Origin of the sequence: Pseudomonas sp. HLS-6 (assembly GCF_002753995.1) — a bacterium.
GTDB lineage: Bacteria > Pseudomonadota > Gammaproteobacteria > Pseudomonadales > Pseudomonadaceae > Aquipseudomonas > Aquipseudomonas defluvii.
In genome coordinates this window covers 1,520,475-1,544,874 of the sequence record NZ_CP024478.1, presented here as the reverse complement: position 1 = coordinate 1,544,874, position 24,400 = coordinate 1,520,475, and the positions used below count along the sequence as shown (strand labels likewise).

At 57.8% G+C, this 24,400-nt stretch carries 20 protein-coding genes, 5 tRNA genes and 1 riboswitch; of the genes, 2 read left to right on the top strand and 23 right to left on the bottom strand.

The window, feature by feature from the left end; translation table 11 throughout:
* Positions 1-185: 185 nt before the first annotated feature.
* Together CS390_RS07140 and phnN are read right to left on the bottom strand one after the other, a co-directional pair.
* Positions 186-262: transfer RNA gene (locus tag CS390_RS07140), tRNA-Arg, on the bottom strand.
* 106 nt (positions 263-368) lie between these two features.
* On the bottom strand, positions 369-980 hold the full coding sequence (gene phnN / locus CS390_RS07135) for a phosphonate metabolism protein/1,5-bisphosphokinase (PRPP-forming) PhnN (protein WP_099773884.1): 612 nt from the start codon (positions 978-980) through the stop codon (positions 369-371).
* Positions 981-1,325: 345 nt separating this feature from the next.
* Here phnN and CS390_RS07130 point away from each other — a divergent pair, with 345 nt between their 5' ends.
* Positions 1,326-1,652, top strand: a complete 327-nt coding sequence (locus CS390_RS07130; protein ID WP_009681471.1) for an Arc family DNA-binding protein — start codon at positions 1,326-1,328, stop codon at positions 1,650-1,652.
* Positions 1,653-1,714: 62 nt separating this feature from the next.
* Here CS390_RS07130 and mgtE read toward each other — a convergent pair whose 3' ends face one another.
* The 8 genes from mgtE to alaS form a co-directional block, all read right to left on the bottom strand.
* A complete protein-coding gene (mgtE, locus tag CS390_RS07125; protein ID WP_099773883.1) occupies positions 1,715-3,157 on the bottom strand; it encodes a magnesium transporter in 1,443 nt (480 codons plus the stop codon).
* A 381-nt stretch (positions 3,158-3,538) separates the two neighbouring features.
* Positions 3,539-3,615 (bottom strand) — tRNA-Arg (locus tag CS390_RS07120).
* A 77-nt stretch (positions 3,616-3,692) separates the two neighbouring features.
* Positions 3,693-3,769 (bottom strand) — tRNA-Arg (locus CS390_RS07115).
* A gap of 76 nt (positions 3,770-3,845) precedes the next feature.
* Positions 3,846-3,922, bottom strand: a tRNA-Arg gene (locus CS390_RS07110).
* Positions 3,923-4,031: 109 nt separating this feature from the next.
* A tRNA-Ser gene (locus tag CS390_RS07105) sits at positions 4,032-4,122 on the bottom strand.
* Positions 4,123-4,194: 72 nt separating this feature from the next.
* On the bottom strand, positions 4,195-4,383 hold the full coding sequence (gene csrA / locus CS390_RS07100; RefSeq protein ID WP_009399024.1) for a carbon storage regulator CsrA: 189 nt from the start codon (positions 4,381-4,383) through the stop codon (positions 4,195-4,197).
* Positions 4,384-4,569: 186 nt separating this feature from the next.
* Positions 4,570-5,805: an aspartate kinase gene (locus tag CS390_RS07095; protein ID WP_065760751.1), complete on the bottom strand. Its 1,236-nt coding sequence runs from the start codon at positions 5,803-5,805 to the stop codon at positions 4,570-4,572.
* 83 nt (positions 5,806-5,888) lie between these two features.
* On the bottom strand, positions 5,889-8,513 hold the full coding sequence (alaS, locus tag CS390_RS07090) for an alanine--tRNA ligase (protein ID WP_099773882.1): 2,625 nt from the start codon (positions 8,511-8,513) through the stop codon (positions 5,889-5,891).
* A 360-nt stretch (positions 8,514-8,873) separates the two neighbouring features.
* A riboswitch (FMN riboswitch) is annotated at positions 8,874-9,024 on the top strand.
* Positions 9,025-9,118: 94 nt separating this feature from the next.
* On the opposite strand from alaS, the gene CS390_RS07085 reads away from it, so the two are divergent.
* Positions 9,119-9,625 (top strand): 6,7-dimethyl-8-ribityllumazine synthase, encoded by a 507-nt coding sequence (locus tag CS390_RS07085; RefSeq protein ID WP_065760749.1) that lies wholly within the window; start codon positions 9,119-9,121, stop codon positions 9,623-9,625.
* An 84-nt stretch (positions 9,626-9,709) separates the two neighbouring features.
* On the opposite strand, the gene astE is transcribed toward CS390_RS07085, so the two are convergent.
* The 13 genes from astE to acs form a co-directional block, all read right to left on the bottom strand.
* Entirely contained in the window at positions 9,710-10,720 is a 1,011-nt protein-coding gene (astE, locus tag CS390_RS07080) for a succinylglutamate desuccinylase (protein WP_065760748.1), read from the bottom strand.
* 11 nt (positions 10,721-10,731) lie between these two features.
* Positions 10,732-11,022: a topoisomerase II gene (locus tag CS390_RS07075; RefSeq protein ID WP_065760747.1), complete on the bottom strand. Its 291-nt coding sequence runs from the start codon at positions 11,020-11,022 to the stop codon at positions 10,732-10,734.
* Positions 11,023-11,036: 14 nt separating this feature from the next.
* Positions 11,037-12,386, bottom strand: a complete 1,350-nt coding sequence (gene astB, locus CS390_RS07070) for an N-succinylarginine dihydrolase (RefSeq protein WP_099773881.1) — start codon at positions 12,384-12,386, stop codon at positions 11,037-11,039.
* A 24-nt stretch (positions 12,387-12,410) separates the two neighbouring features.
* A complete protein-coding gene (gene astD, locus CS390_RS07065) occupies positions 12,411-13,874 on the bottom strand; it encodes a succinylglutamate-semialdehyde dehydrogenase (protein ID WP_099773880.1) in 1,464 nt (487 codons plus the stop codon).
* Positions 13,875-14,900, bottom strand: coding sequence for an arginine N-succinyltransferase (gene astA / locus CS390_RS07060; protein ID WP_065760744.1), 1,026 nt, complete (start codon positions 14,898-14,900; stop codon positions 13,875-13,877). It lies immediately after the preceding gene.
* Positions 14,901-14,974: 74 nt separating this feature from the next.
* The gene (aruF, locus tag CS390_RS07055; RefSeq protein ID WP_065760743.1) at positions 14,975-15,994 is read right to left on the bottom strand and encodes an arginine/ornithine succinyltransferase subunit alpha; all 1,020 of its coding nucleotides are present in this window, start codon (positions 15,992-15,994) and stop codon (positions 14,975-14,977) included.
* A 125-nt stretch (positions 15,995-16,119) separates the two neighbouring features.
* Positions 16,120-17,340 carry an aspartate aminotransferase family protein gene (locus CS390_RS07050; RefSeq protein ID WP_099773879.1) on the bottom strand — a complete coding sequence of 407 codons (1,221 nt, stop codon included), beginning with the start codon at positions 17,338-17,340 and terminating at the stop codon, positions 16,120-16,122.
* A 395-nt stretch (positions 17,341-17,735) separates the two neighbouring features.
* Positions 17,736-18,716 carry a transcriptional regulator ArgR gene (argR, locus tag CS390_RS07045; protein WP_099773878.1) on the bottom strand — a complete coding sequence of 327 codons (981 nt, stop codon included), beginning with the start codon at positions 18,714-18,716 and terminating at the stop codon, positions 17,736-17,738.
* Positions 18,717-18,823: 107 nt separating this feature from the next.
* Positions 18,824-19,588, bottom strand: a complete 765-nt coding sequence (locus tag CS390_RS07040) for an ABC transporter ATP-binding protein (protein WP_099773877.1) — start codon at positions 19,586-19,588, stop codon at positions 18,824-18,826.
* 66 nt (positions 19,589-19,654) lie between these two features.
* Positions 19,655-20,353: an ABC transporter permease gene (locus CS390_RS07035; protein ID WP_065760739.1), complete on the bottom strand. Its 699-nt coding sequence runs from the start codon at positions 20,351-20,353 to the stop codon at positions 19,655-19,657.
* The gene (locus CS390_RS07030; protein WP_065760738.1) at positions 20,350-21,039 is read right to left on the bottom strand and encodes an ABC transporter permease; all 690 of its coding nucleotides are present in this window, start codon (positions 21,037-21,039) and stop codon (positions 20,350-20,352) included. Before CS390_RS07030 ends, CS390_RS07035 begins: the two co-directional genes overlap by 4 nt.
* Positions 21,040-21,129: 90 nt before the next feature.
* Positions 21,130-21,918 (bottom strand): ABC transporter substrate-binding protein, encoded by a 789-nt coding sequence (locus CS390_RS07025; protein WP_065760737.1) that lies wholly within the window; start codon positions 21,916-21,918, stop codon positions 21,130-21,132.
* 505 nt (positions 21,919-22,423) lie between these two features.
* Positions 22,424-24,379: an acetate--CoA ligase gene (acs, locus tag CS390_RS07020; protein WP_099773876.1), complete on the bottom strand. Its 1,956-nt coding sequence runs from the start codon at positions 24,377-24,379 to the stop codon at positions 22,424-22,426.
* Positions 24,380-24,400: the final 21 nt, after the last annotated feature.

Sequence of the window (24,400 nt, the reverse complement as noted above, 5' to 3'; positions counted from 1 at the left end):
ATTATTTCGAGTTTTTTCAGATTTTCTCTTTAGGCTTCAAATGCTTAACAAGCCCTGCTCACCCTAGCCATATATAAGCAGCAGCTCACATCAACAAACCGACCGAAACATGCCTCTCCATACAGCCTCCCTGCAGGGCACCTGCCAGAGACGGTCGTGATCATTCCAGGCTACGTTGAGGCATATGGTGTCCCAGGGCAGGTTCGAACTGCCAACCTTCCCCTTAGGAGGGGGATGCTCTATCCAATTGAGCTACTGAGACGCAGAAACCGGCAGCGAATGCTGCGCAGCGCAAGTCGGCGAGCATGTTACCCAGCACACCGACATTTGTCATGTCATCCGTAGGGGTTTTTAGCTGTAGGCTTTATTTACGCCTTCGCAGCCAACACCCCCTCCTCGCCCAGCAGTATCAACAAGCGCGAAACGGTATCAAGCAACTCACCGGAGTTATCCAGAACACGCACCGAGCGATCCTCGACACAAGCCAAGGCACGGGCACGCTCCAGACGACGCTCGATGTCATCAAGACTTTCGCGCGCGCGCCCAAGCAAACGCGCACGCAGCACTCTGGCATCAACGGTCAGCAAGATTGGCAACAAGCTCGGGTAGCGCCTGCGGGCCTCAACCAAGTGGGCCCGGGAACCATTGACCAGCACATGCCGCCCCTCTTCCAGCCAGGCATCGATCTGCGCCGGAATACCGTAGGACAAGCCATTAGCCTGCCAATGCAGCGCAAACGCCTTCTGATCACAGAGCAACTCAAACTGCTGCCAGGTAACCCCATGAGCATCCTCCCCCTTGGCCTCCGCCGCCCGGGTAATCACACGCCGCGCGATGATTACGCCCTGCCTGTGAAGAACGGGACGAGCCGCTTCGATCAGGCTGTCCTTGCCAGCCCCGGAAGGCCCCATGAGGTAGATCAATCGACCGGCCTGGATCGTCTGGACTGTCAAGCAATCGTCACTTGCGTCATGCTGCATAGCCACTATGCTCTTAAGTTAAGGAAACCACGCAAATTTTAGAGTTTTCTACCGCGCCATTCTTGCCATTTGCCGGCGCGAGGAGAAAGCTACCACTCAAACGGATAAGCGAAAAAATGAAAACTTTCAAAACCAGTACGCATTTCTGATAATTGGTACTGGCAAATAGCCTTTATCCAGCTCATTATTTGTCACAGAATTGACGCCAAGGAACCGGCGATTGTGAGGCATCATAAGCGCCTCATTCGCAATTCAGGTTGAACATTTGGCCCCAACAGTGGTCGTAACGTCACCGTGCGGCCAATTTCAAGAACCGCTTCCCCTGAACTAAAACCGGTCAATTATATGCGCCCAATGAAACAGGCTATCTACTCAAGCCGCACCGCAGACAAATTCGTCGTCCGCCTGCCCGACGGAATGCGTGAGCGCATTGCTGAGGTTGCGCGCAACCACCATCGCAGCATGAACTCTGAAATCATCGCTCGCCTGGAGCAAAGTCTGATCCAGGAAGGAGCTCTGGGCGATGAGCTAAGCATGCGCCTGGACAGTCCTGAGCTGTCCCTGCACGAACGCGAACTGCTGCAACGCTTTCGCCAGCTCTCCCACCGCCAACAGAATGCACTGGTCGCGCTGATCGCCCATGATGCAGAAATGGCAGCTGATGCCTCCTGAATCACGCACACACAAAAAAGCCCGCATCATTGCGGGCTTTTTTGTACCTGAGCCAAGCACACTTACAGCAGAAAGATCGTGGCAAGCCCCAGAAAGATGAAGAAGCCACCGCTATCAGTTACAGCCGTGATCATCACGCTGGAGCCCATTGCCGGATCACGCCCCATACGCACCAGAGTCATCGGAATCAGCACACCCATCAGCGCAGCAAGCAACAGGTTAAGGGTCATTGCAGCAGTCATCACCACACCCAGAGACCAGCTGTGGTAAAGCAGGAACGCCACGATACCTATCACACCACCCCAGATAAGGCCGTTGATCAGGGCAACCGCCAGTTCCTTGCGCATTAGCCGCGACGTATTCCCCGGACTCACCTGATCGAGCGCCATGGCGCGAACAATCATGGTGATTGTCTGGTTACCAGAGTTACCACCAATACCCGCCACGATCGGCATCAAGGCGGCCAACGCCACCAGTTTTTCGATCGACCCCTCAAACAGGCCAATCACACGAGAGGCCACGAATGCAGTAATCAGGTTGATGGCCAACCAGGCCCAACGGTTACGCAGCGAGCGCCAAACCGAAGCAAAGATATCTTCCTCTTCGCGCAGACCCGCCATGCTCAGGACTTCGCTTTCGCTTTCCTCCCGAATGAGGTCAACCATTTCATCAATGGTCAGACGACCAATCAGGCGGTCGTTTTTGTCAACGACCGGGCCAGAGATCAAGTCATAGCGTTCAAATGCCAGCGCCGCATCGTAAGCGTCTTCCTCAGGGTGGAAGGCCACCGGATCGCTCGCCATTACCTCGGAAACCTTTTTCTCCGGGTCATTGACCAACAGACGCTTGATCGGCAAGACGCCTTTGAGGATGCCGTCATAATCGACCACGAAAAGCTTGTCGGTATGCCCCGGCAACTCTTTCAGACGACGCAGGTAACGCAACACCACTTCAAGGCTGACATCCTCACGAATGGTCACCATCTCGAAGTCCATCAGCGCACCGACCTGGTCCTCGTCATAGCTCAGGGCAGAACGCACACGCTCACGCTGCTGAGCATCCAGGCTCTCCATGAGCTCGTGAACGACGTCGCGCGGCAACTCTGGGGCAAGGTCTGCCAGTTCGTCAGCATCCATCTCCTTGGCCGCAGCCAGGAGCTCATGATCGTCCATGTCGGCGATCAGGGTTTCTCGAACCGAGTCAGACACTTCGAGCAGGATGTCGCCGTCACGTTCAGCCTTGACCAACTGCCAAACGGTCAATCGGTCATCGAGCGGTAACGCTTCGAGAATATAGGCGACGTCGGCAGAGTGCAGATCGTCGAGCTTGCGCTGCAGCTCGACCAGATTCTGTCGATGAACCAGGTTTTCAACCAGGTCATGATGATGACCTTCCTGGCGATGCGTGAGGTCTTCAACAACACGCTGGCGCTGCAACAGCTCAACCACCTGGGCCAGGCGATCCTGCAGGCTATCTTGGGTCTTTTTTACTTCGATTTCAGTCATAGGCGAACTCCACTCCCAGCAGGGAGCACGCCGGGAGGATCAATCAGTCAGATCGTGATTGGCAAAATCAGCTATTGAGTAACTACTGGGTAAGTCCATGGTGGTATTCCACAAGCCCCGGCGGGGCTGACGGGCGCAATCATACACTGCTTGAACAATCGAAGCGCTTAAAATCTTGACTAGAACAGTCGCTTGCAACATAAAGCTCGACCGCATCCAGATACACTAATACGACGGCACTGCCACAGAGAAAAGCACATCGCCTGAGATATCAGCACAAGAAGATGGCGCACTAACTGACAATCTAGCCATTGCGCTTTACGAGAAAATTAATTTCGCGGAAAACAAAAAGCCCGCATAAAATGCGGGCTTTCTGATATATGGTGCACTCAGGAGGATTCGAACCTCCGACCGCTCGGTTCGTAGCCGAGTACTCTATCCAGCTGAGCTATGAGTGCGGGTTGGTATTTTTAGACCAGATCACCACTGGCTTTAGACCGAAACCGCTTCATTGACCGAAGTCGATTTCTGAATATGGTGCACTCAGGAGGATTCGAACCTCCGACCGCTCGGTTCGTAGCCGAGTACTCTATCCAGCTGAGCTATGAGTGCAGGTTGGTATTTTTAGACCAGATTACCACTGGCTTATTCTGAAACCACTTCAAAAAATTAAAGCGACTTCGGAACATGGTGCACTCAGGAGGATTCGAACCTCCGACCGCTCGGTTCGTAGCCGAGTACTCTATCCAGCTGAGCTATGAGTGCAGTATTCTTGCAGCGCATTATAGTTCGCAGAATCATTTTGACAACCACTTTTTCGTTTAAATTCAACGACTTAGCGATTCATCCAGATTACAGCGCCCTACTTGAATAATGGCGGAGAAGGGGGGATTCGAACCCCCGATACCCTTGTGAGGTATACTCCCTTAGCAGGGGAGCGCCTTCGGCCACTCGGCCACCTCTCCGCAACACGGGGCGTATAATAACCAGACCCTTCCCCGTTTGCAAACTCTTTTTTGAAAAAAAACTGAGAAAAATTAAAGGGTTGGTTCTTCGTCCTTCTCTTTCTTGATCCGAAGGTAGATTTCCTCACGGTGAACGGCCACTTCCTTGGGGGCATTCACACCGATTCGCACTTGATTTCCTTTGACGCCGAGCACGGTCACGGTGATTTCGCCATCGCCAATGATCAGGCTCTCGGCGCACCGACGAGTCAGAATCAACATACCTTTCTCCTCACGCATTTCAGTTCAGGGATAACAGTCTGCAAAAAAGAGGGCTTCAGCCTACAACCGGGACGGGCTGCCGACCTACGCCTCAGTATTGACCAGCGCAAGTAAAAGGACAGGTTTCTCACGCCAGTCAAAAAAACGAAGGGCGCGGCCATGCCGCGCCCTTTTTAGGCAGGAGCCTTACTCACCCTGGCGGGCGGGCGCGTCCAGCTCGAAGGCCGTGTGCAGTGCACGCACAGCCAGTTCCAGGTACTTCTCTTCAATAACTACAGAGACCTTGATCTCGGAAGTGGAGATCATCTGAATGTTGATGCTCTCCTTTGCCAGCGCTTCGAACATGCGGCTCGCAACACCGGCGTGCGAACGCATACCGACACCGACGATGGACACCTTGGCGATCTTGGTATCACCGACTACCTCACGGGCGCCGATTTCACGGGCCGTGTTTTCCAGCACCTGCTGCGCCTTGGCATAGTCATTACGGTGCACGGTAAAGGTAAAGTCGGTGGTGTTATCGTGCGAGACGTTCTGCACGATCATGTCGACTTCAATGTTCGCCGCACTGATAGGACCGAGGATCTTGAAAGCAACGCCTGGGGTATCAGGTACGCCGCGAATGGTCAGCTTGGCTTCATCGCGATTGAAGGCGATGCCGGAAATGATCGGCTGTTCCATGGATTCCTCTTCATCAATAGTAATGAGGGTACCCGGACCCTCCTGAAAGCTGTGCAGCACGCGCAGCGGGACGTTGTACTTGCCGGCGAACTCGACGGCACGGATCTGCAGCACCTTGGAACCGAGACTGGCCATTTCCAGCATCTCTTCGAAGGTGATCTTGTCCAGCCGCTGAGCCTGGGACACCACACGCGGGTCAGTGGTGTAGACACCATCGACGTCGGTGTAGATCTGGCACTCATCAGCCTTCAGTGCAGCCGCCAGGGCCACGCCAGTGGTATCGGAACCACCACGCCCGAGGGTGGTGATGTTGCCGTGCTCATCGACACCCTGGAAACCAGCAACCACAACGACACGGCCAGCCTTGAGGTCGGCACGAATCTTCTGATCATCGATTTGCAGGATGCGCGCCTTGTTATGCGCGCTGTCAGTGAGGATCCGCACCTGGTTACCGGTGTAAGACACGGCAGGAATGCCGCGCTTCATCAGTGCCATGGCCAGCAAGGCAATGGTCACCTGCTCACCCGTGGAGACGATCACATCCAGTTCACGTGGAACCGGCTGATCGCTGATCTGCTTGGCCAGATCGATCAGGCGATTGGTTTCGCCGCTCATCGCCGACAGTACAACCACCAGATCATCGCCGGCTTCGCGGAATTTCTTGACCTTCTCGGCAACCTGCTCGATTCGCTCGACTGTGCCGACCGAGGTACCGCCAAATTTCTGTACGATCAACGCCATTTCAAAGCCGCCTCAGCCCGTGAAGGGCACCCAATAAACAATCAATCAACAGCCCGCCACTAGACGACGGGCAGCTTCGCGTCTTAGACGCCCTGCTCTACGAATGGCACGGTCAGGGCCAGTGCGCCGTCCAGCGCAGCAGCGTCGACACCGCCGCCTTGCGCCATGTCCGGACGCCCACCCCCTTTGCCGCCCACCGCCGCAGCGGCTTGCTTCATCAAATCACCGGCTTTGAGTTGGCCAGTCAGGTCCTTGGTCACACCCGCTACCAGTACGACCTTGTCCTCATACACACTGCCGAGCAGGATCACTGCGCGGCCGAGTTTGTTCTTCAACTGATCGACCAGCGCCAGCAGCGCCTTGCCATCCTGGCCGTCAAGGCGCGCAGCCAGCACCTTGACGCCCTTGACGTCGACGGCCGCGCTCGACAGGTCGTCGCCCGCAGCACTGGCGGCCTTGGCCTGCAACTGCTCCAGTTGCTTTTCCAACTGACGGTTTCGCTCAAGCACAGCCGAGAGCTTGTCGATCAGGTTGTCACGACTGCCCTTGACCAGTTGCGCGGCTTCCTTGAGCTGCTCTTCGGCGGCGTTCAGGTACGCCAGCGCAGCAGCACCGGTGACCGCCTCGATACGACGCACACCGGAGGCTACGCCACCTTCGCTAATGATCTTGAGCAGGCCGATATCGCCGGTACGCTTGGCGTGGATACCGCCGCACAGTTCGACGGAGAAATCGCCGCCCATGCTCAGCACCCGCACGCTGTCGCCATACTTCTCGCCGAACAGCGCCATGGCGCCCTTCTTCTTGGCGGTGTCGATATCGGTCTCTTCGGTTTGCACCTCGGAGTTGTTGCGCACTTCGCGGTTGACGATGTCTTCCAACGCCTTGAGCTGCTCAGGTTTGAGCGCCTCGAAGTGGCTGAAGTCGAAACGCAGGCGCTGGCTATCAACCAGCGAGCCTTTCTGTTGTACGTGATCACCGAGCACCTGACGCAGCGCTGCATGCAGCAAGTGCGTGGCGGAGTGGTTCAACGAGGTAGCATGCTGCACATCGGCATCGACCTGAGCCTGAACCTGCTCCCCAACCTTCAGGCTGCCGCTGGCAACCTGACCATGATGCAGGAACGCACCACCGGTCTTGGTGGTATCACGCACATCAAACCGTGCACCGCCGGCCAGCAGGTAACCGGTGTCACCCACCTGGCCACCGGACTCGGCATAGAACGGGGTTGTATCCAGAATCACAACGCCCTGCTCGCCCTCAGCCAACTGCTCAACCGCCTGGCCATCTTTATAGAGGGCTACGACAGTGGCATTGCCTTCGGTAGTGGTGTAACCGGTAAACTCAGTGGCTACATCAACCTTGACCAGGCTGTTGTAGTCCAGACCAAAGGCGCTTGCAGAACGCGCACGCTCACGCTGAGCATCCATCTCACGCTCGAAGCCAGCCTCATCCAGGGTCAGGTTACGCTCACGAGCGATGTCGCCCGTCAGGTCCATCGGGAACCCGTAGGTGTCGTAGAGTTTGAATACCACGTCGCCAGGTACCACGCTGCCTTTGAGTTCAGCCAGGTCCTGCTCGAGAATTTTCAAGCCCTGCTCGAGCGTCTTGGCGAACTGCTCTTCTTCCGCCTTGAGGACGCGCTCGATATGCGCCTGCTGCGCCTTCAGCTCAGGGAAGGCCTCGCCCATCTCGGCCACCAGCGCAGCCACGATCTGGTAGAAGAAACTGCCCTTGGCGCCCAGCTTGTTGCCGTGACGGCAGGCGCGACGAATGATACGCCGCAATACATAGCCACGACCTTCGTTGGACGGCAACACACCGTCGGCGATCAGGAACCCGCAGGAGCGAATATGGTCGGCCACAACCTTGAGTGAAGGCTGGGCGTCGTTGCTGCAACCGATCGCCTTGGCCGATGCGGCAAGCAGGCTCTGGAACAGGTCGATCTCGTAGTTGGAGTGAACGTGCTGCATGACCGCACTGATCCGCTCCAGGCCCATACCGGTATCGACAGACGGCGCAGGCAGCGGGTGCAGGACGCCGTCAGCAGTACGGTTGAACTGCATGAACACGTTGTTCCAGATCTCGATGTAACGGTCACCATCTTCTTCCGGCGAGCCAGGTGGGCCGCCCCAGATCTCCGGGCCGTGATCGTAGAAGATCTCGGTGCAAGGACCACACGGGCCGGTATCGCCCATGGTCCAGAAGTTGTCGGACGCGTATGGCGCTCCCTTGTTGTCACCGATGCGAACCATGCGCTCAGCCGGAACACCGACCTCTTTGGTCCAGATGTCATACGCTTCGTCGTCGCTGGCGTAGACCGTTACCCACAGTTTTTCCTTGGGCAGGTTCAACCATTTTTCCGAGGTCAGGAAGTTCCAGGCAAAGGTGATTGCATCGCGCTTGAAATAGTCACCAAAGCTGAAGTTACCCAGCATTTCAAAGAACGTGTGGTGGCGTGCGGTATAGCCGACGTTTTCCAGGTCGTTGTGCTTGCCGCCGGCGCGTACGCACTTCTGGCTACTCACAGCTCGGGTATAGGCACGTTTTTCCTGGCCCAGGAAACAGTCCTTGAACTGGTTCATCCCGGCGTTGGTAAACAGCAGGGTCGGGTCGTTGCCCGGAATCAAAGAGCTGGACGCGACACGGGTATGTCCCTGCTCTTCGAAGAAGCGAAGGAAGGCTTCACGGATTTCTGCGCTTTTCATAGGTTCTTCCACGGAAACGGCGGCCAGAGGCAAATGCTTGCGTCAAATTGACGAAACGACGGCAAAGGGCCGCATTATATCGGGCCTGAGGCCTGGGTACAGTGTGTTTATGCGATAGAAGCCGTCAATTGGACAACCTGTAACGGCAATGACTAACAAAAGCGGCAAAATTACCTCCGCCAAGCATGCCCGGGATGCTAAAGCCTGATTTCCCCTACTGACAAGGCATTACGGAGGATCGCCCCGCCAATTGGCAAGGGTTCTCGGATGAAATGTCTTTCATAGACGTCAATATCATTAGCAGGCTATACGTTTCCCGGAAAACTGTGCTAATAATCCCCTGCCGTCAGCCGCTGACGGCGACGTTCTCAGGGCGGGGCGCAATTCCCCACCGGCGGTAATTGCGCAGAATGCGCATAGCCCGCGAGCGCTTGCAGCACCACTGCAAGGTCAGCAGACCCGGTGTGATTCCGGGGCCGACGGTCATAGTCCGGATAAAGAGAGAACGGGATAGGTACCTGCGTGCCTACGGCTGCCTACCTGCATGCCGACTATCCCTTTCGATCCAGATGCCCTGTTTCTCATACAAACAGGAGTCCATTTCAATGCAACCCACTGCAATCGATAGCAAGAGCCATCCTCAGGAACGTATCGCGTTCATTCAGGCCTGCTGGCACAAGGATATTGTCGACCAGGCACGCAAGGCCTTTGTCGAAGAGATGGGCAATCACGGCTATCAACCTGGCGACATCGATTTCTTCGAAGTCGGCGGCGCATTTGAAATCCCGCTGCACGCCAAGCTGCTGGCACGCACAGGCCGCTATGCCGGCATTGTGGCCGCGGGCCTGGTGGTCGATGGTGGCCTGTACCGGCATGAATTCGTGGCACAGTCGGTGATCAGCGGCTTGATGCAGGTTCAACTGGAAACCGAAGTACCGGTGTTCTCGGTGGTACTGACGCCGCACCACTTCCACGCGGGCGACGAACACCAGACCTTCTACTTCGAGCACTTCCTGGTGAAGGGTGCCGAGGCCGCGAAGACCTGTGCCGACACCCTGCAGAAGCTGCGCGCGCTTCGCCGCAACGAAGTACCGCAAAAACGCGCCGTATAATCCACACGCCAACCCGAACGCCGGCCCCTTCTGCGGGGCCGACGCCACCGGCAACAGCACGAACCCGATACTGGCGACGCTCGCTCAGCCCAGTTGATCCGGCGTGGTTGGCACAACCAGAATGCCGGCACGCAGGCCATTCTTGACCTTGGGATTCGGGAAAATGATACGAGCCCCCTCTTCCTCCACAATCCAGCGCGTCTCGGCCAGATCCTCGGCCAGCAGGTAGCCCTTGGAGAGTTCGGAGAAGTTTTCGATATCGGCAGGCAGGTGCAGGTGGAAGTTGTCGCTGTGCTTGATGATTTCGCGAGCAACGCTGAACAACTGCAAGCCATCGAGCAGCTCACCTTCTGCGCTCGGCTCGTCACCTTCGATAATTTGCTTAAGACGCTTTTCCAACAGCTGCAGGTTCACCTGCTGGTTCTGACCAAACGGTCGCGCCTTGCCCAGCTCCAACGTAAATGCCTCAGCATCCAGTTGCTCGTAGGTATAGGCCGTGAACGTAACGGAGGCCTTGCTTTGCAACAATACCGCCTCCATACCCGCAGCACGCAAGCGCGCCAGCTCACGACGCGAGTGCTGGCGGCCCTCCTTGAAGGGATACAGCGCAAACTGCTCGATCTTCGAACCTCGGATCGCGGTATGCAGGTCGTAATGCAAACGCATACGTCCCGGCACGCTAAAGAATGTCGCAGCCAAGCGCTCGAGCTCGCCGGCACGCAGGGCTTCTGTACCACTGGATAACTCATGGCGCCCATTGAACAGGCGATTGACGTCCTGCTCGATATAACGCTCGCCGCGACGAATGGCTTCGGGGTTACCAAACAGAAACAGCATCCGTACGCGCGGCTTGATATCACCGCGGGCAATGCCATGCAGCAACTCATCGAGCAACTCGATGGGGGCTGTTTCATTGCCGTGGATACCCGCTGAAAGCAGCAGGTCCATGCCATTGTCGCGAGCCTTGGGAGGACACACTTCCAGTGCACCTTCGCCGAGCCAGCGCATACGCACGCCCTCGACAGTCGTCTGAGTCTTCTCCGCCGGTTCACGACCGGCCAGGGTCAGGTCAAGCAGTTTGCCGAGGGCGAGCATGGGCCGTGTCCTTAGTGATGGTGTCCGCAGTCTGGGCCGTGGACGTGATCGTCGTCTTCACCGGCATCGGCCGGTTCCATTTCCAGCTGCAGGCTGACCAGGTTGGTGGCCAGCGGGCGCAGCAGCAGGTTGGCGTACTCGGCGTCGTCTTCTTCGACGTCGACGCCGATCAGCAACTGACCGCGGCCATCCTGCTGAATCCATACCTCCTTGCCTTGCCAGACCACCGCAAAGCGGGTGCAGGAGGTTTCCAGCTGAGTGCCGTCATCGTCTTCGAGGATCAGCTGCAGGGCGTCGGACATAGTCGAATTCTCTCTCAAGGTTCAAGTTGGAATGGATAGACCGAGCCCAGCTTCAGAATCTGGGTCAGCTCATCCAGCGCCGTACGGCACTCCACCAGCAACTGCGGGTCGGCCAGATCGCTTTCGCTCAGGCGATCGCGGTAATGCTTGTCAACCCACTGGGTCAGCGTTTCATACAGCGGCGCCGTCATGATAACGCCTGGATTGACCGCCGCCAGTTCCGTTTCATTGAGCGCGACACGCAACCGCAGGCAGGCCGGGCCACCTCCGTTCTGCATACTCTGCTTGAGGTCGAATACCTTGACCTCTGTCACCGGGCCTCCCTGGCTGGTCAGCGCCGACAGGTACGCCCAGACGCGCTCGTTGTTGCGGCACTCTTCAGGCACGATCAGCAGCATCGAGCCATCGGCACGCGACAACAACTGACTGTTGAACAAGTACGAGCGCACTGCATCCTCTACAGACACCTGAGCACGCGGCACACAGATACTTTTGAAGTTGCCGCCTCGTTTAGCCAGTTTAGCTTGCAGTTCGGCGAGCATCGCATCGGTGCCCAGAAAGGCATCCTCGTGATAGAACAACACCTCACCATTACCCACCGCGATCACGTCGTTGTGGAACACACCCTGATCGATTACAGCGGGATTCTGCTGAGCGTAGACCACACCCTCTTCACTCAGGCCATGCAGACGAGCGACCGCTTGCGAGGCCTCCAGGGTTTGACGTGCCGGGTACTTCTGCGGTGCGGGGTAGCGGGTATCAAAGGCACTGCGACCGAACACGAAGAACTCGACACCAGGCTCACCGTAGCTACGGCAAAAACGAGTGTGGTTAGCTGCGCCTTCATCGCCGAACTGGCTGACAGCCGGCAACGCAGCGTGATGCGCGAAGTGCCGCTGATCCGCAAACATGGCGCTTAACACCCGACTGGTAGTGGGGTGCTCAATACTGCGGTGATACTTGCAGTTGAGGTTCGCTGCGGTGAAATGCACACGACCATCGGCGGTGTCGGCACTTGGGCTCACGGTTGCGGCGTTGGCGACCCACATGCTCGAAGCGGAGCAGGATGCCACCAGCAACGGCATGGCTTCTTTGGCCGCCCGCGCGATCACCTGGGCATCGGTTCCAACAAAGCCCAACTGACGCAGCGCTGCCACATCCGGGCGCTCCTGCGGTGCCAATACACCCTGCGTAAAGCCCATTTCCATCAGGGCTTTCATCTTCGCCAAACCCTGACGGGCCGCTTCGCGGGGGTTGGAGGCCTGCTGGCTGTTGCTCTGCGACGCGACGTTGCCGTAAGACAGACCGCCATAGTTGTGCGTCGGGCCTACCAGACCATCAAAATTCACTTCAAAGGATTTCATCGGCAAGACTCCATGGACCTGTTGTTATAGGGAGACGCCGGGCGTCAGGGTTGCAGGCAGGCTCAGGCTGGCGGTCTCCAGCGAAGCCACCGGGTAAGCACAATAGTCGGCCGCGTAATAGGCACTGGCACGGTGGTTGCCGCTGGCACCCACTCCACCAAACGGTGCGCTGCTGGCGGCGCCGGTCAGTTGCTTGTTCCAGTTCACGATACCCGCACGGCTTTCCAGCCAGAATTGCTGGTAGCGCGTCTCGGAGTCCGACAGCAAGCCGGCAGCCAACCCATACTGGGTATTGTTGGCTTCGGCGATGGCTGCATCGAAATCGGCATAGCGAATCACTTGCAGTAGCGGACCAAAGAACTCCTCGTCAGGACGATTGGCTACCGACGTCACATCGACGATTCCTGGCGTCAATAAGGCCGCATTGGGCTGTGGCTGAATCATTTCCAGCAGCGACACCGCGCCGTTAGCCAGCAGTTGAGCTTGTGCATCAAGCAGCGCCTTGGCCGCGCCCAGGGAAATCACCGAACCCATGAACGGTGCTGGTTGCTGGTCGAAAGCCCCCACCGAAATGGTTTTGCAAACCGCCACCAGGCGTTTCAGCAACGCATCACCCCACGCACCTTGCGGCACCAGCAAGCGCCGGGCACACGTGCAGCGCTGGCCAGCAGAGATGAACGCAGACTGGATAATGGTGTAAACCGCGGCGTCCAGGTCTTGTACCTGATCGACCACCAGCGGGTTGTTCCCGCCCATCTCCAGAGCAAGAATCTTGTCCGGGCGACCGGCAAACTGTTGATGCAGAAGATTGCCGGTTCGACTGGAGCCGGTGAAGAACAAACCATCGATACCCGGATTGGCCGCCAGTGCGACACCGGTTTCCCGAGCACCTTGAACCAGGTTCAACACACCCACAGGCAAGCCGGCTTCGACCCAGCACTTGACGGTCAGCTCGGCCACTTTCGGGGTTAGCTCGCTGGGCTTGAACACCACGGTATTGCCTGCCAACAGCGCTGGCACGATGTGTCCATTCGGCAGGTGGCCCGGGAAGTTGTAGGGGCCAAATACCGCCACCACGCCATGGGGCTTGTGTCGCAGTACGGCGGTGGCATCGGCCAGCGGGCCACTTTTTTCGCCCGTGCGCTCACGGTAGCTCTGCACCGAGATGGCAACCTTGTTGACCATACTGGTCACTTCGGTAGCCGCCTCCCAAAGCGGTTTGCCGGTTTCCTCGCCGATGCAGCGAGCCAATTCGTCGGCATTGGCCTTCAAGCGCGCAGCAAAGGCCTCAAGTACCGCAATACGGGCGTCCAGCGATTGCCGGGCCCAGTCGGGAAACGCCTGGCGCGCCGCCTTGACGGCCTCGCCCACTTGCTCGGCGGTAGCGCCCTGCCCCTTCCAGATCACGTGCTGGGTGACCGGATTATGCGACTCCAGGGCCTCGCCCTGACCTGCCAACCACGCGCCAGCAATGTAATGGGTAGTCATTTATTGGGCCTCCCGGGCGGACAAGGGTACGGCGCGGACCTGATCGCCAGCGTTCAAGCGCAAGCGCTTCGCGGTTTGTGGATCGACCACCAGGGTGCCGGCAGCCAGACGAGCAGGCGCTGCGGCAATGCGGCAGTCTTCACGCTTGCGGTTGTGGATAATGTATGGGGTGGCGTCGTCACCCGGCGTGCCGATTGCCAGCACCAGCGCCTGGCTGTCATGCACAGCACGAATCTTGCGGGTTTCACATTCAATGGCCGGGCCCGCGTCAAAGATGTCGACATAGCCCTGGTAGCTGAAACCTTCGCTCTTGAGCATGGCCAGCGCCGGCTCGGTGTCGGTGTGCACACGACCAATGACGTTGCGCGCTGCCTCCGAAAGGAAGCAGGTGTAGAGCGGAAACTTGGGCATCAGCTCGGCGATGAAAGCCTTGTTGCCTACACCGGTCAGGTAATCCGCCTGACTGAACTCCATTTTGAAGAAATGTCGACCCAGGCTCTCCCAGAATGGCGAGCGGCCATTGGCATCGGACATCCCACGCATTTCGGCAATGATCTTGTTACCGAACAGCTCTGGGAACTCGGCGATGAACAACATGCGCGCCTTGGACAGCAGACGACCATTCAGACCGGTACGGTAGTCGCTGCGCAAAAACAGCGAGCACAGTTCAGAGTTGCCGGTCAGGTCGTTGGCCAGGAACAACGTCGGAATCTCCCGATAGATGTTCAGCTCCTGGGAAGCACTGACGGTCAGACCGACCCGGTAGTTGTACCAAGGTTCGCGCAAGCCAACTGCGCCGGCGACAGCCGAAATGCCGACCACCTCGCCCGCATCGTTCTCCAACACGAACAGGTAGTCCGCGTCGCCCCGCTCGGCTTCACCACGGAAGGTTTTTTCAGCCCAACCTACCCGGTGTGACAATCGCTCTTCATTGGCCGGCAAGGTCGTCAGGCCAGTGGTACCGGTGCTGCGCGCAAGTTCAATCAGCGCAGGTAAATCGCTGCTGCGTACGGGACGAACGATCATGCTATCTCCTCGGGCGGCGGCCTATGGCCCGCCGCAAAACTCGACCTGGATACTCGGTTATCAAACCGCAGGCATCAAACCGCAACCAGGCGCACGCTGGCGCCCTCGCCAACACCCAGGGCATCGGCCGCTTCAAACGTCAGGCTGACTGGCTTGCCAGGCACCCAGTCCAGCTCCAGCAATACGGCGCGGTAGTCCTGCAACTGGCCGTTGGAAACCAGATACGGGCGCCCACCCTTGGCCACCTGCTCCTCGATACGCACAGGCACCACGCGGCTTTGGGCAATCGAACGGATACCCGAAACCCGCGCATGCAAGGTTGGGCCACCGTCGAAAATGTCGATGTAGTGATCCGTTTCAAAACCTTCGCGCATCAGGATGTCGAAGGTGATTTGCGCACGCGGGTGAACCTGGCCCATGGCCTCTTGCGCGGCATCCGGCAACAGCGGCACATAGATCGGGTAATGCGGCATCAGCTCGGCCAGGAACGTCCGGCTCTTCAAGCCGCACAGGCGCTCGGCCTCGGCATAATTGAGGTCAAAGAAGTTACGTCCAATGGCATCCCAGAACGGGGAGTCGCCCTGTTCATCGCTGTAGCCGACGATCTCGGTAACCACCGAATCAGCAAAACGCTCAGGGTGAGAAGCCATGAACAACAGACGTCCGCGAGAGTTAAGCTCGGACCATCCCGTTCCCACCAACTCCGGCAGCACATAAAAGCTGGTCAGCAGGCTGTTGCCGGTCAGGTCATGACACTGCGATAGCACGTGAATCTTGTTGTGGATCTTCAGTTCACGCGAGGCGTGGACAAAGGTCTCGTTACGAAAGCTGTAGAACGGCTCTGAATAGCCCGCCGATGCCACAATTGCCGAACAACCGGCCAACTTGCCGGTGGCGGTGTCCTCCAGCACAAAAAAGTAGCTCTCTTCGCCATTGAAGCTGACTTCAGCAGCAAAGGAGGTCTCAGAGGCGGCAATCTTGTCGCTCAAACGTGCGGCATCGTCCGGCAGGGACGTGACACCAATGGGACTGTCGGCAGCCAGACGCTGTACTTCGCCTAGATCAGCCATTTGCGCGGGGCGCATCACCAGCATGGTGCCACTCCTTTTCGGGGAAAACAGGCCGACAGCCGTCGGCACGAAAAAAGCAGCGCGTGCGAGGTGCACAGGCCGCGGAAATCAGTTTCGCTGGCCCGCAAGGGCCAGCGAACAGAGAGCAATCAGCCCTGGGTCAGCTTGGCAACAGCCCGCTCAAAGCGGTCGAGGCCAGCATCGATATCGGCATCCTCGATCACCAGGCTTGGCGCGAAGCGCACCACATCGGGACCAGCTTGCAGAATCATCAGGTCTTCTTTTTCGGCCGCGTTGAACACGTCCTTGGCCTTGCCTTTCCAGGCATCGGACAACACGCAACCGAGCAGCAGGCCCAGCCCACGGACTTCACTGAAGATGCCGTACTGCTGGCCGATCTTCTCCAGGCGCACCTTGAAGCGATCAGACTTGGCTTTCACGCCGCCCAGCACTTCAGGGGTGTTGATGATATCGATGACGGCATTACCGACCGCACAGGCCAGCGGGTTACCGCCGTAGGTAGTGCCATGGGTGCCGACGGCCAGGTGCTTGGCCAGTTCTTCGGTGGTCAGCATGGCACCGATCGGGAAACCACCGCCCAGGCTCTTGGCGCTGGAAAGGATGTCCGGGGTGACGCCGTAGTGCATATAGGCAAACAGCTCGCCGGAGCGACCCATACCGGTCTGCACTTCATCGAATACCAGCAGTGCGTTGTACTTGTCGCACAGCTCACGGGCACCTTGCAGGTACGCCTTGTCGGCCGGCAACACACCGCCCTCGCCCTGCACGGGCTCGATGACGACAGCGCAGGTCTTGTCGGAAATTTGCGCTTTCAGTGCTTCCAGATCGTTGTACGGCACATGGCTGATACCCGTGATCTTCGGCCCGAAACCATCGGAATACTTCGGTTGGCCACCCACACTCACGGTAAACAGGGTACGGCCATGGAAGCTGTTGACGGTCGCGATGATTTCGTTCTTTTCAGGGCCGAAACGATCATGAGCAACGCGGCGCGCCAGCTTGAAGGCTGCTTCGTTGGCTTCAGCGCCAGAGTTGCAGAAGAACGCACGGTCAGCAAAGGTAGCATCGACCAGCTTGCGCGCCAGGCGCAGCGCCGGCTCGTTGGTAAAGACGTTGGAAACGTGCCACAGCTTTTGTGCTTGCTCGGTCAACGCAGCAACCAGTGCGGGGTGGGCATGCCCCAGGACGTTCACGGCAATACCACCCGCGAAGTCGATCAGCTCGCGGCCCGCCTGGTCCCAGACTCGGGAGCCCGCGCCGCGCACGGGAATGAAACCCGCCGGTGCGTAGTTGGGAACCATTACCTGGTCGAAATCGGCGCGTTGCACCGGAGCTTGCTCAACGGACATCGGAGTCTCCTGAAGAGGAACGCCTGCCTGAAACTGGCGAGCGATGGGGGGATTGTAAGGAGAGATTGGCGCCTGTCCTTGCCGCCAAGCGACAACTTCTTATAGCGCCAAACCCTGTTTTAACAAGGCTTTCGGCAATGCGACAAATAGGGTCGCAAAGGCGCAGTTTAAACGGTGCGAGCTGTCGACGGGGAGATTCCGCTTCAAGGGCAGATGGAGAAATTTCCGGGCGTGCGCATCAGCACGACAACCTGTTTCACGGGAGCGGCCCCACGCCAACGGCCCAGACATTACGCGCACTCGACCCGACGACAACCGAACCGATGCTGTCGCCGCACATTTACCGAGAGATCGCTATAAGGGGAGTGGCTTACTGCCGAGGCAACACTGGGGAATCAACCGCGTTCGGCGGGCACAGAAGAGAGTTCGAAGGGGCTGCTGCTGCGGCGCTGGTTGCGATCTTCACGCGGCGTTGCACCGAAAAAATTGCGATAGGCGCTGGAAAAGTGCGGCCCAGAGGAGAAGCCGCACGACAGACCAATCTGAATGATCGATTTGCTGGTCTGCATGAGCATCTGCCGCGCCTTGTTCAGCCGCAACTCCAGGTAGTACTGGCTAGGAACACGGTTCAGGTATTGCTTGAAGATACGCTCTAGCTGCCGACGAGATACGCATACATGCTGCGCAATTTCGTCAGTGGTCAGCGGCTCTTCAATGTTGGCCTCCATCAACAGCACCGCCTGGGTCAGCTTGGGATGGCTTGAGCCCAAACGATTCTGAAGCGGGATACGCTGGCGCTCACCGCCCTCACGGATACGCTCAACCACCAGCTCTTCGGAGACTGCGCCGGCCAACTCCGCACCGTGATCACGCGCAAGCACCGCCAGCAGCAGATCCACGACAGACATGCCGCCGCAGGCCGTCAGGCGGTCACGGTCCCAGTCGAACAGGTGACTGGTCGCAATGGCCTTGGGGAAGCGCTCGTTGAAATCATCCTGCCAGCGCCAATGGACAGCTGCGCGGTAACCATCGAGCAAGCCCAGCATGGCCAACGGGTAGATACCGGCAGACAAGCCACCAATCACACAACCTGCGCGCACCAGTTGCTTGAGCGCGCTGCCCAGCGCCGAGTTGATAGCCTGAGGCGGCTCATCCGCCAGCAGAAAGAGCTTGTGACAGCCTTCCAGACGCCCCGCCCAAGGCTCGCCCGGCAAACGCCAAGCGCCTTCGACAGGCGCCTCCGCCTGCAGGAAACGCAACTCATAAACCACCTCAGGATGCACTTTCTGGGCAACCTGCAAGACCTCCTCGGCCAGCGCCAGGGTCAGGGCCTTGGTGCTGGGCCAAATGAGAAAAGCAATGCGCTGGGTGGTCATAAAGGACGATCCGAAACCGTGGATGAGACAAAGGTCAAACTGCAACCGACACGCAGCATGACCTGTTTTGGTGCAAAGCGGCAGCCCTGCTGAGCCTCAATGGCAGATTATTTCAGGCTACCTGCCAAGAACTGCTGCAAACGCTCGGATTGCGGTTTGACCAGCACTTCACGCGGGTTGCCACATTCTTCCACCAAGCCCTTGTGCAGGAACACCAACTGATTCGACACCTCACGGGCAAAGCCCATTTCATGCGTCACCACGACCATGGTCCGGCCTTCCTGAGCCAACGACTGCATCACCTTCAACACATCACCCACCAGCTCCGGGTCAAGCGCCGAGGTAGGCTCGTCGAACAGCATCACTTCTGGCTCCATCGCCAGCGCACGGGCAATGGCCACGCGCTGCTGCTCGCCACCGGACATATGCCCAGGATAGGCGTCCTTGCGATGCGCAACACCCACCTTGGCCAGGTAATGCTCTGCCTTCTCCAGCGCATCCTTCTTGGACATGCCCAATACATGGACGGGCGCCTCGATGATGTTCTCCAGCGCGGTCATGTGCGACCACAGGTTGAAGTGCTGAAACACCATCGACAGGCGAGAACGCATGCGCTGCAGCTGCTTGGGATCGGCGGCCTTGAGCGCACCCTCCTTGTTCGGCACCAGCTTGAGCTCTTCATTGTTCAGCAGGATTTTACCGGCGTGCGGCTGCTCCAGCAGGTTGATGCAGCGCAGGAACGTACTTTTGCCCGAGCCACTGGAACCAATGATACTGATTACATCGCCTGCCTTGGCAGCAAGCGATACGCCCTTGAGCACTTCGTGACTGCCGTAACGTTTATGCAGATCTTGGACTTCGAGTTTGTACATGCTGTCGGTTCTCAAAAAACGGTCTGTCATGAGCAAATGCCCGGGGCGAAAAAAATGCCGCAGGCCTCAGCCCTTGCGCGGCGCCAGGTAGCCAAGCCAGCGGCGCTCGGCCATCTTGAACAGGCGGACCAGGATGAAGGTCATGCACAGATAGAACACGCCGGCGGTGATATAGGCTTCGAACGGCAGGTAAAACTGGGCATTGACGGTCCGGGCGGCGCCGGTGATATCAATCAACGTGACAATGGATGCCAGACTGGTGGTCTGCAGCATCATGATCACCTCGTTGCTGTATTGCGGCAGTGCACGACGCAGTGCCGACGGCAGGAGGATCCGCCGGTACATCTTGACCCGCGACATACCGACAGCCTTGGCCGCCTCGATCTCCCCATGAGGGGTAGCCTTCAAGCTGCCTGCAATGATCTCCGCAGTGTAGGCACTGGTGTTGATGGCGAAGGCCAGGCACGCACAGAAGGTTGCACTGGACAGCCACGGCCAGAGGAAGCTTTCACGCACCGCCTCAAACTGGGCCAAGCCGTAGTAAATCAGGAACAGCTGCACCAGCATCGGCGTGCCACGAATCACATAGGTGTACAGCCAGGCCAGCAGGTTGACCACAGGCTGCTTCGAGACCCGCATCAAACCCAATGGGATAGATACCAGCAGACCAAAAAACAGCGACAAGGCAAGCAACTTGAGCGTGGTCAGCAAACCACTCATGTACAGTGGCAAAGCATCCCAAATGACGTTGTAGTCGAAGATCATAGTTCAGCCGCCTTTACGCCAACCGAGTAGCGTTTTTCCAGATGACGCAGCGCCAACAGCGAGACACTGGTAATCACCAGGTACAGCGCTGCCACCGCCAGGAAGAAGGTGAAGGGTTCACGGGTGGCGTCGGCCGCCTGCTTGGCCTTGAACATCATGTCCTGCAAACCGACTACGGAAATCAACGCCGTAGCCTTGGTCAGTACCAACCAGTTGTTGGTGAAGCCCGGAATGGCCAGCCGAATCATCTGCGGCACCATCACCCGGAAGAAAATCTGCACACTGCTCATGCCATAGGCCATGCCGGCCTCAGCCTGCCCCTTGGGAATCGCCATGAACGCACCGCGAAACGTTTCCGAGAGGTAGGCACCAAAAATGAAGCCCAAGGTACCGACACCCGCGATCAGGGGATTCAGGTCAATGTAATCGTCGTAACCCAGCAGTGGCGCGATCCGATTGAGCAGGTCCTGGCCACCGTAAAAAATCAGCAGGATCAGCACCAGATCGGGGATACCGCGAATCACCGTGGCATACAGATCACCCAACCACGCCAACCAGCGTACCGGCGATAGCCGCAATGCCACGCCAATCAGGCCGAGTACAATGGCCAGGGCCATTGACGACAGGGCAAGCTGTAGCGTCAGCCATGCTCCGTCGAGTATGACTGCCCCGTAGCCTTTCAACATGATGAGGTCCTCGACCTTAGGGATGAAAAAATGGTGCAAACCTCAGAGCCTCTGCTGCTTGCACCATTACACAGGTGAAACTTCGACGATTTACTTCGCGGTCTCAGGACCGTAGATGTCGAAGTTGAAGTACTTGTCCTGGATCTGCTTGTACGTGCCATTGGCACGAATAGCCGCGATGGCCGCATTGATGCGATCCAGATTAGCCTTGTCGCCTTTGCGTACGGCAATACCAACGCCGTCACCAAAGTACTTCACATCCGTGAAGGCCGGGCCGACAAAGCTGAAGCCCTTGCCTGCATCAGTCTTCAGGAAACCGTCCTCCAACAGCGTAGCATCGGCCACGGTGCCATCGAGACGACCGGCAGCGACGTCCAGGTAGATTTCGTTCTGGGTACCGTAAGGGACAATTTCTGCGCCTTTCGGTGCAAAGACTTCCTTGGCAAAGCGGTCGTGAATCGAACCACGCTGAACGCCAATCTTCTTGCCCTTCAACTCATCCAGGCTTTCACTGACCTGAGCACCCGACTTCATCACCAGGCGCGCTGGCGTCAAGTAGTACTTGTCGCTGAAATCAACCGACTTCTTGCGATCTTCAGTAATCGACATGGACGAAAGAATCGCGTCGATCTTGCGCACTTTCAACGCTGGGATCAGACCATCGAACTCCTGTTCGACCCATACACACTTGACCTTCATCTCTTCGCACAAGGCGTTGCCGATGTCGTAGTCAAAGCCAACGATTTTGCCGTCCGGCGCTTTCGAGGCGAAGGGTGGGTAGGCGGCCTCGATACCAATTTTCAACGGCTTCTCATCAGCCAGCGATGCCAGGGAAAACACAGACAGCGCCAGTGCGCCAAGCAGTGCGAGTTTCTTCATCTGAGAACTCCATCGGTACAGGGCAATATGAGGCAGGGGAACGACTGCCCAATATGCGAATGGGTACAACGCAGAAGCCGCGCGGTGCTCGACGGACAGTCGAAGCAACACGAGCAAGTGATTGGCATTTTAGCGACAGCCCCGAAGCCGATATTTCTTCAATGCGACAACTAGTTACAGAAGCACCAGAAGCACCAGCCCGAGATATTGACAGCCTTCACATAGTATGCAAAAGCGAAAGACAAATAACCTATCAACCAAGCAATAACCGGGCCCATTATTGGCAAAGCCTTCTAATCCGGCAAGCGCAGCGTGACGACATACTGTTTCACCCGAAAGAAAAACCCCAAAAACAGGCACTCACGTTTCTCTTTGCCCCGCTTCTGCGCAGGACCGGTGACAGAATTGGTTACCGATGAATGTCGAAGTAACAGCTTATTACCCACAAAGACTAGAAAGCCCCGCCTGACGTGTGCCGGGCGGGGCTTGTGCAACACCGTAACCGTCAGGCGGCGGTCATGGCCTTGTGGGTATCGATCAGATGTTGCACGACGCCTGGATCGGCAAGGGTCGAGATATCACCCAGGCCATCGTACTCAGCCGTCGCGATCTTGCGCAGGATGCGCCGCATGATCTTGCCCGACCGCGTCTTCGGCAAACCCGGCGCCCACTGGATAACGTCCGGCGAAGCGATCGGACCAATCTCTTTGCGCACCCAGTTTTTCAGTTCCTGACGCAACGCATCGGTCGGCTCCACCCCTCCATTAAGGGTGACATAGACATAAATGCCCTGACCCTTGATGTCGTGCGGTACGCCCACAACAGCCGCTTCAGCGACTTTAGGATGGGCAACCATGGCGCTTTCGATTTCGGCAGTCCCCATACGGTGGCCGGAAACGTTGAGCACGTCATCCACACGCCCGGTGATCCAGTAGTAGCCATCCTCGTCGCGACGGGCGCCATCACCCGTGAAGTACATACCCCGGAACGTCTTGAAGTAGGTGTCGACGAAGCGATCGTGATCACCAAACAGCGAACGCGCCTGGCCTGGCCAGGAATCGAGAATCACCAGGTTACCCTCGGCAGGACCATCGATCAGGTTGCCAAGGTTGTCCACCAACGCAGGCACCACACCGAAGAACGGACGCGTTGCCGAACCGGGCTTGAGCGCGGTAGCACCCGGCAGCGGGCTGATCAGCACGCCACCGGTCTCGGTCTGCCACCACGTATCGACGATTGGGCAGCGCTCTTTACCGACGGTCTGGTAGTACCAGTTCCAGGCTTCGGGGTTGATCGGCTCACCCACAGAACCCAGAAGACGCAAGCTGGAGCCGTCGGCGCCAGCAACTGCGGCCTGCCCCTCAGCCATCATCGCGCGAATAGCCGTCGGCGCCGTGTAAAGAATATTCACTTTGTGCTTGTCGATAATCTTCGATACACGCGTGATGTCCGGATAGTTCGGCACACCTTCAAACAGCAAGGTGGTCGCACCATTGGCCAGCGGGCCATAAACGATGTAGCTGTGGCCGGTGATCCAGCCGACGTCGGCAGTGCACCAGTAGACCTCGCCCGGGCGGTAGTCAAAGACCCGCTCATGGGTCAGCGCGGCATACACCAGATAACCACCCGTAGTATGCATGACACCCTTTGGCTTACCGGTGGAGCCCGAGGTATAGAGGATGAACAGCGACTCTTCCGCACCCATTTCCTTCGGCGCGCAATGGCTGGAGGCAACCTTCATCAGGTCTTCGTACCAGATGTCACGATGCTGGTGCCAAGCGATCTCTCCCCCGGTGCGCTTGCAGACGATGATTTTCTGCACGCTGCTGGTTTCGGGATTGGTCAGTGCCAGGTCGACATTGCCCTTCAGCGGCGTACGACGCCCACCACGCAACCCCTCATCCGCCGTGATTACGATCTTGGATTTACAGTCAATGATACGACCGGCCAACGCCTCGGGCGAGAAACCACCGAATACGACCGAATGAATGGCACCGATGCGGGCACATGCCAGCATGGCAACCACAGCCTCGGGAATCATGGGCATATAGATAGTGACGACATCACCACGGTGAACATCCTGACCGCGCAGGGCGTTGGCAAACTTGCAGACCTGCTCATGCAGCTCGCGGTAGGTGATGTTGCGGCTTTCAGAAGGGTCATCACCCTCCCAGATAATGGCGACCTGGTCTCCGCGCTCCGCCAGGTGGCGGTCCAGGCAATTGTAGGAAACGTTCAGAGTGCCGTCGGCGAACCATTTGATATCGACATGGTGATCGTCGAAAGAGGTCTGCTTGACCTTGGTGAAGGGCCTGATCCAGTCGATGCGTTGAGCCTGCTCGCGCCAGAAGCCGTCCGGGTTGATCACCGACTGTTGGTACATGGCCTTGTAGGTTGCCTCGTCGGTCAACGTGGTGGCTGCAACCTCGGGACGAACGGGATACAGGGAAGCCGCACTCATCTTTTTTACCTCGGTGTAATA